This is a genomic window from Halohasta salina (genome assembly GCF_024178165.1).
Classification (GTDB): Archaea; Halobacteriota; Halobacteria; order Halobacteriales; family Haloferacaceae; genus Halohasta; species Halohasta salina.
Map to the genome: position 1 here is coordinate 487,727 of NZ_JAMZIE010000001.1, position 16,014 is coordinate 503,740.

Here is a 16,014-nt window from a genome sequence, read left to right on the forward strand (position 1 = left end):
GATATAGCAATATGTGATTTACATGGCCTGGCTGAGACGGTCCTACTAGTAGAATTCGATACGGTACTTAAACGGATACTCAATGACTGATCGAATAAATATTCGCCTCGTAGGTCTCTCGCACCTGGTCGCCCCAGTTGTGGGTGTAGGTGTCGATGATGTCTTCGGCGACATCCCCGCGGAGGTATTTGACGATCCCGCGGTCGCCGGTTCGCTCTCGAAGGTGTGTCGTGAAGAAGTGCCGGAAGTAGTGGGGCGTGACGTTTTCGGAGGCATCACCACCGGTTCGGTACCACCCCATCTCGCGGGCATGATCCGCGACAACGTTGCGAACCGCCCGTGGGGTAAGTCGCTGTCCCCAGTCGCCCGCCGTGTAGACGAACAGCGGATCGGCCGGTGACTGACTGTCGGGTCGCACCGCAAGCCACCGCTTCAACGCGGCTTTGAGTTCGGCGTCGACCGGGATCACCGTCGCCCGCTTGCGTTTGTTCGAGGCGGTGCGTTCCTCGCCGTTCGTGACTGCACCGCGGCTGGGATCGCTGTCGACGTAGAGCGAATCCGGTCGCGTGTCGAGCTGTGGCCGGGGAGCGGTCTCGAAGCTATCTGCGATCTCTGAATCGTCGAGGGCGATATCACGCAGATCCAGATTACAGAGTTCGCCGACACGCATTCCCGTTTTCAACAGCGCGACAACCAACGCCCGGTCAAGCGGATGCCGGATCGTCGAGACGAACGTCCGCATTCGGTCGACGCCGATCTCTCGGCGCTGGGGATCCTTCTCGATGGTTTCGTCCATCTCTTCGACGACCAGCGTCATCGGATTGGCCTCGAAAACGCCGACTTGAGTCATGTAGGCGTAAAATCGATGCAGGTAGGCGGCGTAGCTGGCGACCGTGCTGTCGGCGACCGTCCCGCGGAGACTGTGGACCCACGCCATACAGTCCCGGTGGGTCGCCGCTGCTGGAGTGGTCGACTCTCCGCTTCGGTCGGCCAGAAACGACTCGAACCGCCGGAGGACGCGACCGTAGGCTTCGCGAGTCCGCTCAGTTTTGCCGTGGAAGGTGAGGTCTTCGAGGAAGTAGGCAACGGGGTCCGCCGGATCGTCGCCCGACTGGCTCGCACTCATCGGTCGACCACCCTGTAGCCCCCCTCGCGGCCACTGTATCGAATCCGGTTGTCGTCCTGAAGCGATTCGAGCGTCTCCTCCAGTCGGTCTTCGAAGTTGCTCGATAGCGCCTCGACCAGTTCGTCCCACGAGTGTGGATCACCCGAATTCAGAACGTCGAGGACCCGTGTTTCGAGGTCGCTACCCCCAGGGTCAGAGGGGTCAGAAGACCCTTCCAGATCACCCGGTTTGTCGTCGAGTTCGAACCCCTTTCGCCCCGATTGTACCATCGTTCTGACATACTCGGCCTGGCTCATCCCGAGTTCCTCGGCGTGGGCCTTCCATTCTGATTTTTGATACGCCGGGACGTACGTGACGACAGTCGACCGCTCGGTTTCGCTCCCTTCGCCCATAGTTCAGTCTTTCAGTACACTCACTTCAACCTGGTTATACTGCGGGTGATAAGGGATCTTATGCGCTGATCTACTAACGCATAATACCGGGCTCTGATTGCATATCGACTGTAATACAATTACAAAATTCGATGTTTGCTATTATATTAGACGATATCATTTTCTAAGCGTATTCGGAAATGTGGTTCTATAGTAACAAATCTCGGCGTCGCGGTCGACTCCACACCGATGAGCCGACTCCAGTGACAGTAGCAGCTTTGTATTGGTTGCCGACAACCACTCAATCGAAACAAGAGCTGTGGTCGGCTCCCGAACACCGCTTCCGGAGAAACGATATGGATTCTGACACAGTTGCGGACCTACGTGCGGACTGTCTCGACGGCAGCCATCAGCTGCTCGACACGGTCGACGTCGACCGGATACGTGGAGTGGCCACCCGTTTTCAGTTCGGTGTCGACGATCGCACCGTCGGCCACTGTCAGCAGGCGGTCGATCGAGTCGGTGGTGACACCACTACCGACGAAAAGCGGCGTCGAGCGTTCGTGGTCGGCGGGGCGGCTGCAACCAGTTCGAGGGTGTCGACTGCCGCACCCGTCCCCGGCACCGCTGACGATCACTCCATCGGCCAGTCCTCGCTCGACGAGATCGACAACTCGATCGGCGATCCATCGGCAGCGAGTGACACAGCGTGTTTGACCTCGACAGCGGCAGAATCGTCGTCTCGACACCGCGTCGTTCACGGAGTCGTACCGTCTCGTGGGCTCGCCTCACGATCACGCCCGATCGGTGATGGCCGCCCCGATACGGAGGTTGATCCGGACGAACTCGGTCTCGAGGGTCGCCACAACCGAGAGCGCAGCCGCGGCGTCGTTCCGCAGGACGACGCCGACGGGGCAGTCGACGGCGCTGCGCACGGCAGTTCCGACCCGTGTCATCGACGCCACAGCGTGTTTCGGGACGCTCTTGGGGGAAAACGAAATGTCACCGTCGTTCTCGCTCAGCAGGCCGTCGACGCCGTCTGCGACCAGTCCTTGGCGTCCCTGACGGCTGCCTCAAGACGATTGCAAACCCATCTGTGGCCCCTTGAGCGCCCGGCAGCGGATCGAGATGTACTCGCGGGGTATCGGACAGGTGTGTCATTGCCGACTACGTGGGCTTTCGTCGCCTACATCCCTCGGTCGACGGGTGGGGACGGTGCACCAAACGGCGGGACTCCGACTCGTAAATCGTATATCGCTATACCAAAATCAGTGGGTGGCCGTGAGAGAAACGCGGCGATCATTTAAGATATGATGGGCGCAAACCGCCGGTATGGTTGGGATCTCTTCCGAGGCGATCGGAGCCTTCGGGACGGGGGGAGTCGTCCTGATCATCGGATATCTCATCAAATTCCGGCACTGGACGTTTCTGATTGCAGGGTACGATCAGTCCCTATCGATCCCGGAGGACGTCGCCGCAGACATCGCCGGAAGCAGTATTCTCCGAATCGGGATCGCAACAGTCGCGTGGGGTGTCGTGGAAGCCGTGACTACCCCGCCGAACTATCTGGGGCTCCTCTTCGCTGCCGCTGTAATCGGGGCGGTCGGTCGACTCGTCTACCGTCTCAATACCGCCGCTTCGAACGCCGTGACATAACTGGCGTCCACGCGGTTACTACGGAGAGTGACAACGACTGTACACAGATATATTGTAGCTACAAAAACATTCATCTCAAGCACATTTTGTGTGGCCCTTCCTATCGCGCATATATCGGCTGTGATGACTTTCCTTAGACGATTATATTATTTATATTGATACGTTTTTCTACAAACACATTACAAGCATACCGAGGAATTTATACAGTCCTCCACAGACTCCGACCCAATGAGGTTCCGTCGGATTCTGTCACTCGTGTTTCTGTGGCAACTCGCGGCGAGCGTCTGTTACTACACCGTCTTCGCTGCGACACCCTTCTTCCGCGACGAGTTCGGCCTCTCGGGAGCGCAGGTCGGGTTGGTTCTCACGGCACTGTCGCTCGGCTACGCCGCGTTCCTGCTCCCGCTGGGTGCGATGACCGACCGGTTCGGCGAGCGCCGAATGCTTACCGTCGGGCTGGTCGGCCTCTCGGTCGGCTCGGTAGCCGTCGCCGGGGCGTGGTCCTACCCCACACTGCTCGTCGGCACGTTCCTGCTGGGGTCGCTGTACGGAACGGCGATGCCGGGGACGAACAAGGCCATCTTCGACAACGTCCCCGTGGGTCGACAGAACCTCGCGGTCGGCATCAAACAGGTCGGTGTCACCGCCGGCAGTGGGGTGAGCGCGCTGCTGGTGACGTCGATCGCCGGAGCGCTGTTCTGGGAAGCCGGGTTCTACGTCGCCGCAGTCGCCGGCTTCGCCATCGCCGCGGTCTTCTGGTTCGCCTACCGGGGCCAACCCGTCGACGGCGATACGGAGTACCCCGAGTACCGCACCCTCCTGCAGAACACCCCCTATCTGTCGCTGACAGTGGCTGGCGTCTGTCTCGGTGCGGGGCTGTTTACGACGACCGGCTACACGATCATCTACATCAACGAGTCGGTCGGCGCGACCGTCGCCTTCGGCGGGTTCGTCCTCGCAGCGATCCAGGTCTCGGGCAGCGCTGGCCGCGTGGTCACCGGCTGGCTGAGCGACGTGCTGCCGGGCGACCCCCGCCAGCGGATCGCGACGATCCTGCTCGTCCAAGCCGCCGCCAGCGCGGTGTTGTTCGTCGCCGTCGGCCTCGTCGAGGATCGGCTGCTGGCGGCGGCGTTGTTCGTCGGGGTCGGCTTCTTCGCACTGGGATTTACCGGGATCTACTTCTCGTGTCTGGCGACGCTGGTGCCCGCCGAGGAGATGGGCAGCGCGACCGGCGGCGGCCAGCTCGCGTTGGTCGCCGGGGCGCTCGTTGCCCCGCCGACGTTCGGCTATCTGGCCGACGCGGTTAGCTACCGAGCCAGCTGGGGGATGCTCGCGGGGCTGTCGCTGTTGGCGACCCTGTTTATCGTCCGGGTGATCCGAACCGAGCCGCCGACCCAGTCCGAGGCGGCCGTCGGCGCGACCGACCCGCAGGACTAACCCGACTTCTCGGAGGGCTGTCGACGCAGCAGCACACCCCCCAGCGTGAGCCCGATCAGCGAGAACCCAGCGAGGGCGAGGAACATCACCGAGGTCGAGCCGCAGGTGGCACCGTCCCCGTGATCGCCGCGCAGAGAGCCCCGATCCCGAAGATCGCGAGGTAGGTGTAGCCGAAGCAGAGGCCACGGGACCCCGGCAGCGAGTATTTCGCGATCGTCGCCTGCGACAGCGGTTGGATGGAGAACAGCGCGACCCCGGGGACGAAGCTTCCGACCAACAGATCCTCGATCCCGGTTTCGACCAGCGGGACGAACACGACGGCGATACCCGTGAGGACGCCGAGCATCGCCGTCAGCCCGCGGTCGGGTTCGATGTGGTCGGTGAGTCGACCGCCGAGATACTAGCCGTCGACCGACCCGGCGGGACCCGAACAACCGCGGTATGCGAGCGGCGTTTCGACGGCCGGCCGAACGGGTCCGTCGTCGGACGGCTTTCTGTTGTCAATTTTTCACTATGCTACGCTCTCGAAACATATATTATATATCGTGATAGACCTCGGCTTATGTACCACGTGCTGCTACCGGTCGACGGCGATGAGGATCGGCTCGACAAACAGTTGTCGACGCTACGGACGCTGCCGGGAGACGACGAACTCACCGTGACTGTCCTCTACGTTCACGAGGAGGTCGACACGGTGCCCGACGAGGCGGGGAAATCGGTCATCGAATCGATCAACGAGTCCATCGGGGATCTGCAAGGGCTCCCAGTGACGATCGAACGAGCCGCCGACGAACTCGAAGCCGACGGCATCCCGGTCGACATCGTCGAAACACAGGGAACGCCGACCGACCGGATCATCGAGGCCGCCGACGAACTCGACGCCGATGCGGTCCTCATCGCCGGTCGCGGCCGAACGCCGGTCGGCAAGGCCGTCTTCGGGAGCGTCACCCAAGGCGTCATCCTGCAGGGCGAACGGCCGGTGATCGTCGCCGGATAGCAGTTCGGCTTGCCGAACACCAGTGACTATGTTGGACACAATAGTATTCAGTATTCTTAACGTATGACGACGACACGTATATACAATGCGTTAATACATTAATTCGCCTATGACTTTTATCTCCAAACGTTAGGTTTATACTGACATTCGAAAATAGGTAAAACGTTCATGACAGAACGAAACCTCAGCCGTCGTGACATGGTCAAAGGTGCTGCAACGCTTGGGGTCATCACGACCGCAGGCTGTACCGGCGGCGGCGGTGGCGATGGCGATGGAGACGGTGAGAGTTACCAGATCTCCATCGGTGGCACGTCATCGGGGAGTTCGACCCAGCAGGCCGGACAGGCGCTGGCCCGTGCGGCGAGCCAGCACAGCGACATCCTCGACATCTCGGTGCAGGTCACCGACGGCTGGACAGCGAACCTCTACGAGTTCGATGGCGGCAACATCTCCAGTATGGGTGTCGACAACAACTCGCTGTCGAAGGCGATGAACGAGGAGGGGCCGTTCGCGGAGGACCCCGTCGACTCGCTGCCGATGCAAGGGTTCGTGTTCACGAACCTCGAGATGCACTGGGTCGCGATGGAGGACTCGGGCATCGAGTCGACCGCCGATCTTCAGGACGGCGGCTACACGATCTACCCGATCCAGCCCGGCTTCGGGACCCGGCTGTTGACCGAGGAGATCATCAAAGAGGCGGGGCTGTGGGAGAACAACGAGATCAACAACTCCAACACCAGCGACATTCCGGGCGCTGTCGAGGAAGGCCGGGTCGACGCGCTGTGTGTCTACGGGGCCAACGGCGCGGAGCTCTCCAGTTGGGTTCAGGAAGTCGACGTCCGCAGTGGTGGCAACCTCAACCTCATGGAGGTCGACCAGAACTTCGAGGACGCCATCGACGCGACGCCGGGCGCACTCAAGAAGACGCTCGAACCCTACGGCTGGGAACAGGACGTCACCGGCATCACCGACACGACTACCTCGTGGGTGCTGGCCGGTCAGTGGGCCTTCGGTCCGGACGTGCCCGCGGCCGCAACCGAGGAAGTCGCTCGGCTCTCGGCCGAACACGGCGATACGATCCGAGACGCCGACCCGACGGCCCTCGACCACTCGGGCGTCGACTCGATGACCGAGGCAGTCATCCCCGATCTGGAGGTCCACCCCGGTGTCGCCGACTACTGGGAGGCCAACGACGCCTGGAACGACGAGTGGACACGCGGCGAGACCAACGAGTAGCGCGATTCCAGCGCTCCGAGGCGTAGCGACACACACGACCAACCTATATTTCAACCACACAGTATGCAAAGAGATACGTACCGGTCGAACGGGCAGCGTGACCTAATAGAAACACGGATCGACCAATTATGAGTGATACAACCGACGAGTCGACTGAGACCGACACCGACATTGGGTTCGATACCGAACAGCCAGGGGATGCAGAGACGTTCTCGCTGCGGAACCTGCTGATCCTGTGTTCGCTCCCGTTCTGGGCGGTCATTATTTGGTACGCATGGGACCAGACGTGGGCACGTGCCTTCTACGGGGTGATTTTCCTCGGTGGGGTCCTCGAACTGTACGTCCTCTCGGAACTCATGGATATGGCGGGCGGCGGCCGCGGACACATCATCGAGGATTTGAAGAAGGCTTACGGCCCCGGGAATCGACTCCATGCCGGGCTGTTGACGTTTTCGGCGCTCGATGTGTTGGTGACGATCACCTACATCGCGACGAACTTCCAGGATCTGTACGTCTCCAACCTCGGCCGGGCAACCACCAACGAGTACATCATGGCGATCGTGTTCACGTTCGTCATCATCTACCTGACGTGGCGATCCTTCGGTCTGACGTTCCTCTCGGTGATCTTCGTCGGCATTCTGTACGGCCGTTACGGGGCGTTCGCACCGGGGGCGCTCTCACACGGCGGGCTCACGTGGGAGCGAATCCTGCGGACGCTCGTCATCAGCGTCGACGGCTTCTTCGGCTTCCTGACCCAGCTCGTCGCCGCGTGGATCGCGTTGTTCCTGCTATATGCGGGCTTCCTGAAGTCCTACGGGGCGTTCGACCTCATCATGCGGCTGGCGTTCCGGTCGGCCCGCTACATCGACTCGGGGATCGCCCAAACCGCGGTGCTGGCAAGCGCGGTTATCGGCTCGGTCAACGGCAGCCAGACCGCAAACGCCGGAATGACCGGCTCGTTCACGATTCCGCTGATGAAACGCAACGGGATGAAACCCGAAACCGCCGGGGCAATCGAGGCGGTCGCCTCGACCTCCGGCCAAGTGCTGCCGCCGGTCATGGGCGCGGCAGCATTCATTATGGCGTCGCTCATTACGGGCGTCACCTACGCCGACGTGATCGTCGCAGGGCTGATCCCGGCGGCGATCCTCGTGGTGACGATCGCCATCGCGGTCCACTACGTCTCAGTGCCGCAGTTGGACGATGTCGACCCCGAGATCCTGATCCAGGACGCGATGCCGCGCAGCGAGTTCCTCACCGAGCTCGTCAAATACGGTCTGCCGCTTGCCATCCTCATCTACCTGCTGGGCATCGTCCAGGTCACCGTGATGACCGCCGCGCTGTACACGGCGGTCTCGATGGTTGCGACCGGGACGATCATCCCGATGCTGCAGTCGCTGACGGGCGTCCACGACGAGACGCCGGGCGAATCCGCCCTCCGGAGCGTCTGGGAGACGCTCAACGGGATGCGTGAAGGGGTTATCGTCCTCGCGCCGGTGACGATCATTCTGGCGGCGATCAACGGCGTCGTCGACATCCTCACCGCGACCGGCGTGCCGACCAAGATCTCGCTGACCCTGATGGATCTGTCGGGCGGTATCCTGCTGGTCGCGGCGATCTTGGCGATGATTATCTGTATCATCCTCGGGCTCGGCATGCCGACGACCGCCTCGTATACGATCGTCGCCTTACTGATCGCACCGACGCTGACCAACCAGTTCCTGCTGCCGCAGTTCGCGAGCCACTTCTTCGTGTTCTACGCGGCGATCCTCGCAGGGCTGACGCCGCCGATCGCGACCTGTGTGGCGGTGGCCTGCGGGATCGCGGGGGCGGACTTCTGGAAGAGCTGTCTGGAGGCGATCAAGATCTCCGCGCCGCTGTTCATCCTGCCGTTCGTCTTCGTCTACCATCCGGAAGTCGTCTCGGCGGAGTTCGGCACCCAGACGCTGGTCTCGGGATCGCTGGCGATGATCGGCGCGATCGCGGTGATCCACGGCATCAACTACCGCTTCGGCTTCGGCAAGGCGATCTCGCTCGGTGCCGGTGTCGCCTTCTTCGCCCTCGGGATCGTGACGATGGTCCACCCCTCGCGGCTCGTTCAGTTCGGGGCGTTCGCGGCCATCATCGCGATGTACGTCATCCAGACGATCACTGGCAAACCGAACCCGGTTGCAAACGTTCGCAACCTCGTCGGTTCGTCCGGCGGGTCGACGACCCCATCGGTCGAGCCTGACACCGAGTAACACCGGCGGAACCCTTTTTTCGACACCCAGCCGAGCACAGCCATGCAGATCGCTATCGTCGTCTTCGACGGCGTCGACGAACTCGACGCCGTCGCCCCCTTCGAGGTCTTCGACAACGCCCGACAGGCTGGCGCGGATCTCGACGTGAGGCTCTGCACACTGGCGGCCGACGAGATTACAGCCAGCCACGGGCTCCGGATCGGCGTCGACGACCGGCTGGATGACCTCGACCCCGACCTGCTGGTGGTGCCCGGCGGCCAGTGGGGAGCCCGCGGCGAGACCGGCGCGTGGGCCGAAGCCGAAGACGGCGATCTCCCCGAGGCGATCGCCCGGCTCCACGAGCGGGGCGTCGACCTCGCGGCGGTCTGTACCGGCGGGATGCTGCTGGCTCGCGCCGGGGTAACCGACGGTCGAAGAGCGACTACGCACGCGAGCGCGCGAGATGAACTCGAAGCGTCCGGTGCCGAACTCGTCGACGCGCGGGTCGTCGACGACGGCGACGTCGTGACCGCCGGCGGCGTCACCGCCGGGCTGGATCTCGCGTTTCACCTCGTCGGCCGGGAGTTCGGCGACGAAGTTGCCGCGACCGTGGCGACACGGATGGAGTACGACCCGGTCGAGGCGGCGGTCTACCGGTAGCGAGCCGCCGCTGTCGGCCTCACGGCTCGGGAGCCGTATCGATGATCCCCTGTTCGTCGGACTGTCGGCCGCGCTCCTCGGAGACGGTGTACTCGACTTCGACGCGGAGCGGCTCGCCGATTCGGTCGGTGAGGGCCGTATAGATGTCGTCGGTGAGCGCCGAGTTCGGACTGGACTGCTGACTACTGACGGTGACGACGATACGGTCGACCGACCGCACCGGGTAGTCGTCGTCGAGGACGACCGCGATCTCGTCGGCCTCGTAGCCGTCGTACTGCGGATCTTCGAGCACCGCCGCGACGGCTTGCTCCGCGCTGGCTTCCATCTCGGTCGTCCGGAACTCCAACAGCGTGACGCTCGCCAGTGGGGCTGCCAACACCAGCAGGCCGACGCCGAAGATCGTCGCGTAGGTCAGCGTCGACCGGCGTGTGGGCGAGACCTCGAACAGCCCCTGCGGGCGGTAACCCGCGACCCACAGCGTCACCAGTGCGGCGGCGTTGATCGACAGCAGGTTAACCACGACCAGCGTGAACGCCCCGAGTGTCGCCCCGTCCATCCCCCACGCGGCGGTGATGCCGACCGCCGCCGACGGCGGGATGAGGGCGGCGGCGATCATGACGCCGACAATCGCCTCCGAGAAGCCACGGGTGAGACTCAGAATGCCGGCAATTCCGGCCCCAAGCGCGACCAGGATCGAAAGGAGGTTCGGCGAGACCCGTTCTTCCAACTCGGCGACGACGACGATGTCGACGCCGCCGGGCTCAAACCCCGCCAGCCGGGCGATCAGGCCGAGGCCGACCGAGGCGGCGATTACGACGGCGACGCCGACGAACTGATAGACGAATCCCTCCCGCCGGAGGTCGTCGTCGCCGGTGACGATCCCGATGCTGGCGGCCAGCGCCGGACCGAGCAGCGGCGCGATCACCATCGAGCCGACGACGACGGCGGGCGAATCGCCAAGCAGTCCGGCGGTTGCGACGACCGCGCTGATCAACAGCATGACGAGGTAGGTCGAAAAGGCGGGCGTGAACTCGTCGGCTTTCGTCCGGAGCACCTGCCGAGACGTGCGCTGGCCTTTGGCTCCGCCACCGCTGTACTGGTCGCGGACGGCGTCGAACTCCTCGGAGATAACGGTCTCGGCGGTGACGACAACCACGCGAGCGTCCTGGATATCGGCAGCTGCCAAGTCGTCGAGAACCGGTTCGACAGCCCGGTTCGGCAGCGGAAACCGGACGACGTCGCTGTAGCGTTCGCCGCTGGTCTCGTCGCTCATCACGTAGTCGACGCCCGCGTCGTCGAGCACGTCGAGGACGGCCCGCCGACGCCCCTCGGGGATCGTGATTTCGAGATAACGCATGGCCGACGAGTCGGCCACCAACCCGGTAGTTCTAGTTCGAAGCGAGTGAGTGGTCGACGGGACGGACTGTCTCGGTCGATGGAACTGGCCGGAGCGAGCGACTACTGATCGGGTTTGACGAGGATCTTGACGTGGTCGCTGTCGGGGTCGATGAGTCGGTCGAACCCGCCGTCGACGAGTTCTTCGAGGCCGATCCGACCGGTGATGAACGGCTCGGGGTCGAGGCGGCCGTCGGCGAACATCTCGATCACCATGCCGTACTCCTCGGTCGACCGCGGCCCGCCGAGATAGGCGAGGGTTCCGGTCACGGTCCGCTCGCCGAGGACGAGGGTGTTGAGGTGTGTGCTGATCTCCTCCTCCCAGATACTCACGACGGTCGTCCGGCCACCCGGCGCGGTGCTCCCGACGGCCGCGTTGAACGAGGGTTCGACGCCCGCGACCTCGAAGGTGACGTCCGCGCCGCCGTTCGTGTGGTCCTGGATGTACTCGACGGGGTCGGTCGACATCGGGTCGATGAGTTCCGCCGCCCCACAGTCCGCCGCGCGTTTGCGCCGGGCCTCGCGGGGTTCGGAGACGAAGATCGTCCCCGCGCCGGCCACGCGGGCACACTGGATGACCGCCAGACCGATGGGGCCGCTGCCGAAGACGGCGACCGCATCCCCGGCCTGGAGGCCGGAGCGGCGGACCGCGTGGAGCGCCACGCTGAGCGGTTCGACCAGCGCGCCGTGTTCGACGGGGACGTCGTCGCCGAGCGGGACGGCGTGTTCGGCGTCGACGACCGCGCTCTCGGCGAACCCGCCGTTGCCGCCCGAAAGGCCGATAAAGCCGATCGAATCGCAGATGTGGTAGTTGCCCTCGTGGCACTGTCGACACTCGCCGCAGTAGAGGATGGGATTGACGGCGACGGCATCGCCGACGGCCAAACCGGTCACGTCGTCGCCGACTTCGGCGATAATGCCGCTGTACTCGTGGCCCATTCTGATCGGCGCTTTCTCCTCGGAGACGGGGTGGGGGTCGCCCTCCGGGACGAAGATCGGTCCGGCGGTGTACTCGTGGAGATCGGAGCCACAGATGCCACAGGAGTCGATGTCGATCCGGACCTCCTCGGCACCGACCGTTCCCTCGGCTACCTCCTCGACGCGGATGTCCTTCCGTCCATGGTATGTTGCTGCTTGCATAGCGCACTATAATTATCTTTAGTTATAGATAAACACCATCTCACGCCGGCTGATAATTCACAGAGTACAGTATACTCACCCATGTAACGGCGTGTGTTTGACTGAACGGTCGTCTCTATCAGGCGTCGTCGACCCACTCGCGCGAGACGGGGGTCTCGCTCGCGTTGATGTTCGACAGCAACCAGTCCGTGGCGTCGGCCAACTCCGTGTCGTCGGTCGCAGTGAGCTTCAGCCGGTTGTGGTCGGCCTCCCGGTCGGGATAACAGCCGACGGTTACCTCGAAGCGATCCATCGCCTCCTCTAAGGCCCACACGATGTTGGCCTCCGGCTCGACCGTATAGATGAACTCGGAGCGGCGGTCCCCGGCGAACTCGTCGGCGACCGAGTCGAACATCGCCTTCAGTTCGCCGGGAATCCCGGGCAGCACGTAGACGTCGTCGACGACACAGCCCGGAGCAAGTCCGGCCTCGTTGATGAGCGGTCGGCTCCCTGCCGGAATCGCCGCCTCGGCCTCGCGGTCGACAGCGAGGTCGCGGTCGGGGAGCCGCTGTTTGAGCTCGGCCAGTCGCTGGTCTACGGCCTCGCGGGTCAGCGCCGAGGCCGCCAGCTCCCGGTCGAAGGCGTCGGCGACCGCCTCCATGGTTACGTCGTCGGGCGTGCCGCCGATGCCGCCGGTGACGATCACGCGGTCGAACAGGGCGCTGTAGTCGGCGACGTGATCGGCGATCGTCTCGCGGTCGTCGGGCAGCGAGAGGATGCGTCCGACCGCCACGCCGCGGTCGGTGAGTCGGTCGGCCAACCAGGTCGCGTTGGTGTCGACCGTGTCCCCGGAGAGCAGTTCGTCGCCGACGGTGATCAGGGCGACCTCCATTGGTCGTCTGACGGCTGGATGGCCAATAGCCCTTGTGACTCGGGAACAGCATCGGCCCGCCGGCACCGGAGCCCGCGGGCATCGAGCCCGGTATCAGTGCTCGGCGGTCGACCCGCCGGCTCGGGCTTCGACCGACGAGAGGGCGGTCGCGGCGTGGGCCGCGAGGATCTCGAAGGGGTCGACGAGTTCCTCGTCGGGGCTGTCGACGTCGTAGTACACCGCAAACAACATCGCCGACCCGTCCCCGTAGGGGATCCGGACCGCCAGCGTCGACCCCGGCTGGTCGTTGCGGACGCCCGCGAACCCCGCCTCGTCGGTGACCGTCTCCAGCGGTTCGTGGTCGGCTACCGCTGCCACCGCCTCCCCGAGAGCGCCCTCGGGGTCGACGTCCGGCAGGGTGGTGTCGACGACAGAGATCCGCTCGCCGTCGGTCGTGACGAACAGTCCGCCGTCGCCGCCGAGGACGAACTCGACGACTTCGACACAGAGGGCGCTCACGGATTCGATGTCGGGCGACTGGTTGAGTACCTTACCGTAGGTGTTCAGCCCATCGAGCCGCTCGGCGAACCGCTCGACCGTCGAAAGCGTTCGGCGGCTCTCGACGTCGTACAGCCCGACGAGCAGCCCGGCGAGCCCGCCGGCGCTCCCGGCGTCGACGGCCCCGAACAGCAGTGCCGACCCAGCCTGCGGACTCGTGGCGGTCGCGAGGACGAAGACGGCGACGAAGCCGACGGCCCCGCCGACCCCCCACGCGACGATCAGCGCGGCATACCCCTCGTAGGCCGACCGGCGTGCGATCGTCAGGCCGGTGTAGGCGATCGCCGCCGCGACCAACACGAACGGCAGCGTACTGAACGCCAGCGCCGTCGAAGGGGCCGACACCCAGAGATACTCCACCCCCTGCAGCGCGCCGAGCAGGACGCCGACGACCACCAGCCCCCATCCGATCACCGAGTGATGCTGCATCTAAAATTCTCTATGACCGACCGAAACATAAAACCGGCCGCTCGACCGGCGGCTCGAACCGGCACCCGCCGGAACCGTGTCCGACGTGGCGAATAGTTTTCATGAACAGATTATGAAAAACCTATAACACTTTATCAAAATAGATATTTTGGAGGTGTTGTTTAATTATGGCCAGCAGATACGTCAGGTAGTGCCTGTGGGCAAGCACAGGTAAGATACCTATGTTCAACAACGAAACGAGAGGCCAGGTCGGGATCGGTACCCTGATCGTGTTCATCGCGATGGTCCTGGTGGCGGCGATTGCAGCAGGCGTACTGATCAACACGGCCGGACTCCTCCAGACGCAGGCCGAAGCAACCGGGCAGGAGACACAACAGCAGGTCAGCGACCGGATCCAGATCCAGAGCGCGACCGGCAACGTCACGGGCAGCGAGACGATCGACGAGGTTAACGTCACGGTGACGAAGGCCGCGGGCGCGGGTGATATCGATCTCGCCAACGTGACCTACGAGTTCGTGACCGACGACGCGGTCAACACCGACGTCATGCTGGCCGACGGTAACACCGACATTACCAACATCACCTCGGAGACCAACGATAACGTGATCACCGACCGCGGTGATCGCTACAGGCTGACGTTCAACGACTCCGCGATCGGCGGCGAACTCGACGGCGGCGACAGCGTCACCCTGACGCTGACGACCGCCGCGGGCGCCTCGACGATCAAGGAACTCCGCGTCCCCGACTCGCTGGTCGACCGAAAGGCAGTCAAACTCTAAGCAGCCCGAGGAAACGTTTTTGCGGCGTGTTCGGCCGGTCAGCGGCGACTCCGGGGGAACCGAAACGGTTTTTCCCGACCGCTGGGAGTGGGAGCTATGGTTGAGGCGACTGCAACCGAGATCGCTATTGCCAGTCTCATGATTCTGGTCGTCGGCCTGGTGCTGTCGTCGGTCGGCCTCCTCGAAGACGCCATCACGATCTTCGTGTTCATGGCGATGGGCCTACTCGGGTTTTTAACCGTCCGCGTGCTCCGCGGGCGGTCCTACAACTGGCGCTAGAACTCGTGGATGCCGGTTTCGGTGATGAGTTGGTCGATGTACTCGACGGGCGTCGCGTCGTAGGCGGGGTTCTCGATGTCGATCCCCTCGACGGGTTCGAGCATGACCTCCGACGCCGAGCGGTGTTGGTTCTCGAAGGCGAACCCTTCCTCGATGACTTTCGCCCCCGAGCCGACGACGACGACCGGGACGCCGAGTTCGTTGGCGGTCGCCGCCAGCGGGAGCGTGCCAATCCGGTTGTAGAGGGTGTCGTCGACGATACAGTCCATGCCGATGACGACGCGGTCGCACTCCGAGAGGAAATGGCCCAGCGCGCTGTCGACCATCAGATGCGGCTCGACCCGGTCGATCGCCGCCAGCATCCGGGCGGTCCCCCGGCCGATGTAGCGCGGACGGGCCTCCATCACGTAGGCGGTCAGATAGTTGCCGTCGAGCGCAGCGGCTTCGACCGCAGCCAGCGCGGTCGTCGAGAAGTCGTGGGTCAGAAAGGTCTCGCCGTCCTCGAACGTTTCGGCGGCGTTGGCGGCCGCCCGGCGCTTGCCCGTTTCGATGTCGTCGACCACGCGGTCGATCATCTCGCGGGTGAACGACTTGGCCTCGTCGACGCTGTCGGAGACGTCGATGACCGAGCGTTCGACCGCTCGGACGGCGTTGTGGAGGGAGGCATGCGAGGGGTTGGCCCGGCGGAGCGCCCCCGCGTTGCGCTGGAGGTCGCGTTCGAACTCCTCGACGGAGGCGTACTCCCGGTCCAACAGCTCCGCGAGCGCCTCCGTCGCCTTGATAGCGATCAGCGAGGAGCTGTGGCTCTGCATGCCTTGGATCTCCTCGACGGTTTCGTCAATCATACACGAACGTTCTTCCCTCGGCAGAAATGTGTTC

Annotated in this window: 16 protein-coding genes and 1 pseudogene; 8 read left to right on the forward strand and 9 right to left on the reverse strand. The window is 63.7% G+C overall.

What is annotated here, in order from left to right:
* Window positions 1-79: 79 nt before the first annotated feature.
* From NKJ34_RS02435 to NKJ34_RS02445, 3 genes and pseudogenes are all read right to left on the reverse strand, one after another.
* Window positions 80-1,126, reverse strand: coding sequence for a tyrosine-type recombinase/integrase (locus tag NKJ34_RS02435; RefSeq protein WP_253736664.1), 1,047 nt, complete (start codon window positions 1,124-1,126; stop codon window positions 80-82).
* The gene (locus tag NKJ34_RS02440) at window positions 1,123-1,518 is read right to left on the reverse strand and encodes a DUF5805 domain-containing protein (RefSeq protein WP_253736665.1); all 396 of its coding nucleotides are present in this window, start codon (window positions 1,516-1,518) and stop codon (window positions 1,123-1,125) included. Before NKJ34_RS02440 ends, NKJ34_RS02435 begins: the two co-directional genes overlap by 4 nt.
* A gap of 359 nt (window positions 1,519-1,877) precedes the next feature.
* Window positions 1,878-2,546, reverse strand: a pseudogene (locus NKJ34_RS02445) (BtpA/SgcQ family protein).
* A 283-nt stretch (window positions 2,547-2,829) separates the two neighbouring features.
* Here NKJ34_RS02445 and NKJ34_RS02450 point away from each other — a divergent pair.
* Both NKJ34_RS02450 and NKJ34_RS02455 read left to right on the forward strand, forming a co-directional pair.
* Window positions 2,830-3,153 carry a DUF3784 domain-containing protein gene (locus tag NKJ34_RS02450; RefSeq protein ID WP_253736666.1) on the forward strand — a complete coding sequence of 108 codons (324 nt, stop codon included), beginning with the start codon at window positions 2,830-2,832 and terminating at the stop codon, window positions 3,151-3,153.
* 228 nt (window positions 3,154-3,381) lie between these two features.
* Window positions 3,382-4,590, forward strand: a complete 1,209-nt coding sequence (locus tag NKJ34_RS02455) for an MFS transporter (protein WP_253736667.1) — start codon at window positions 3,382-3,384, stop codon at window positions 4,588-4,590.
* An 85-nt stretch (window positions 4,591-4,675) separates the two neighbouring features.
* On the opposite strand, the gene NKJ34_RS02460 is transcribed toward NKJ34_RS02455, so the two are convergent.
* Entirely contained in the window at window positions 4,676-4,936 is a 261-nt protein-coding gene (locus NKJ34_RS02460) for a hypothetical protein (RefSeq protein ID WP_253736668.1), read from the reverse strand.
* 216 nt (window positions 4,937-5,152) lie between these two features.
* On the opposite strand from NKJ34_RS02460, the gene NKJ34_RS02465 reads away from it, so the two are divergent.
* From NKJ34_RS02465 to NKJ34_RS02480, 4 genes are all read left to right on the forward strand, one after another.
* The gene (locus NKJ34_RS02465) at window positions 5,153-5,587 is read left to right on the forward strand and encodes a universal stress protein (protein WP_253736669.1); all 435 of its coding nucleotides are present in this window, start codon (window positions 5,153-5,155) and stop codon (window positions 5,585-5,587) included.
* Window positions 5,588-5,755: 168 nt separating this feature from the next.
* Window positions 5,756-6,823, forward strand: coding sequence for a TAXI family TRAP transporter solute-binding subunit (locus tag NKJ34_RS02470; RefSeq protein ID WP_253736670.1), 1,068 nt, complete (start codon window positions 5,756-5,758; stop codon window positions 6,821-6,823).
* Between the two features lie 128 nt (window positions 6,824-6,951).
* Window positions 6,952-9,066 (forward strand): TRAP transporter permease, encoded by a 2,115-nt coding sequence (locus NKJ34_RS02475; RefSeq protein WP_253736671.1) that lies wholly within the window; start codon window positions 6,952-6,954, stop codon window positions 9,064-9,066.
* Window positions 9,067-9,108: 42 nt separating this feature from the next.
* On the forward strand, window positions 9,109-9,705 hold the full coding sequence (locus tag NKJ34_RS02480) for a DJ-1/PfpI family protein (RefSeq protein WP_253736672.1): 597 nt from the start codon (window positions 9,109-9,111) through the stop codon (window positions 9,703-9,705).
* Between the two features lie 19 nt (window positions 9,706-9,724).
* Here the strand turns inward: NKJ34_RS02480 and NKJ34_RS02485 are convergent, their stop codons facing one another.
* From NKJ34_RS02485 to NKJ34_RS02500, 4 genes are all read right to left on the reverse strand, one after another.
* Window positions 9,725-11,062 carry a TIGR00341 family protein gene (locus NKJ34_RS02485; protein ID WP_253736673.1) on the reverse strand — a complete coding sequence of 446 codons (1,338 nt, stop codon included), beginning with the start codon at window positions 11,060-11,062 and terminating at the stop codon, window positions 9,725-9,727.
* 101 nt (window positions 11,063-11,163) lie between these two features.
* Complete coding sequence (locus NKJ34_RS02490) at window positions 11,164-12,240, reverse strand: 2,3-butanediol dehydrogenase (RefSeq protein WP_253736674.1); 1,077 nt, start codon at window positions 12,238-12,240, stop codon at window positions 11,164-11,166.
* A 118-nt stretch (window positions 12,241-12,358) separates the two neighbouring features.
* Window positions 12,359-13,111, reverse strand: coding sequence for a competence/damage-inducible protein A (locus tag NKJ34_RS02495; RefSeq protein WP_253736675.1), 753 nt, complete (start codon window positions 13,109-13,111; stop codon window positions 12,359-12,361).
* A 93-nt stretch (window positions 13,112-13,204) separates the two neighbouring features.
* Entirely contained in the window at window positions 13,205-14,077 is an 873-nt protein-coding gene (locus tag NKJ34_RS02500; RefSeq protein WP_253736676.1) for a hypothetical protein, read from the reverse strand.
* Window positions 14,078-14,298: 221 nt separating this feature from the next.
* Between NKJ34_RS02500 and NKJ34_RS02505 the strand changes: the two genes are divergently transcribed.
* Together NKJ34_RS02505 and NKJ34_RS02510 are read left to right on the forward strand one after the other, a co-directional pair.
* Entirely contained in the window at window positions 14,299-14,856 is a 558-nt protein-coding gene (locus NKJ34_RS02505; RefSeq protein WP_253736677.1) for an archaellin/type IV pilin N-terminal domain-containing protein, read from the forward strand.
* Between the two features lie 96 nt (window positions 14,857-14,952).
* On the forward strand, window positions 14,953-15,135 hold the full coding sequence (locus tag NKJ34_RS02510; protein WP_253736678.1) for a hypothetical protein: 183 nt from the start codon (window positions 14,953-14,955) through the stop codon (window positions 15,133-15,135).
* On the opposite strand, the gene NKJ34_RS02515 is transcribed toward NKJ34_RS02510, so the two are convergent.
* On the reverse strand, window positions 15,132-15,980 hold the full coding sequence (locus NKJ34_RS02515) for an eIF2B alpha/beta/delta subunit family protein (protein ID WP_253736679.1): 849 nt from the start codon (window positions 15,978-15,980) through the stop codon (window positions 15,132-15,134). The genes NKJ34_RS02510 and NKJ34_RS02515 overlap by 4 nt on opposite strands.
* Window positions 15,981-16,014 lie beyond the last annotated feature (34 nt).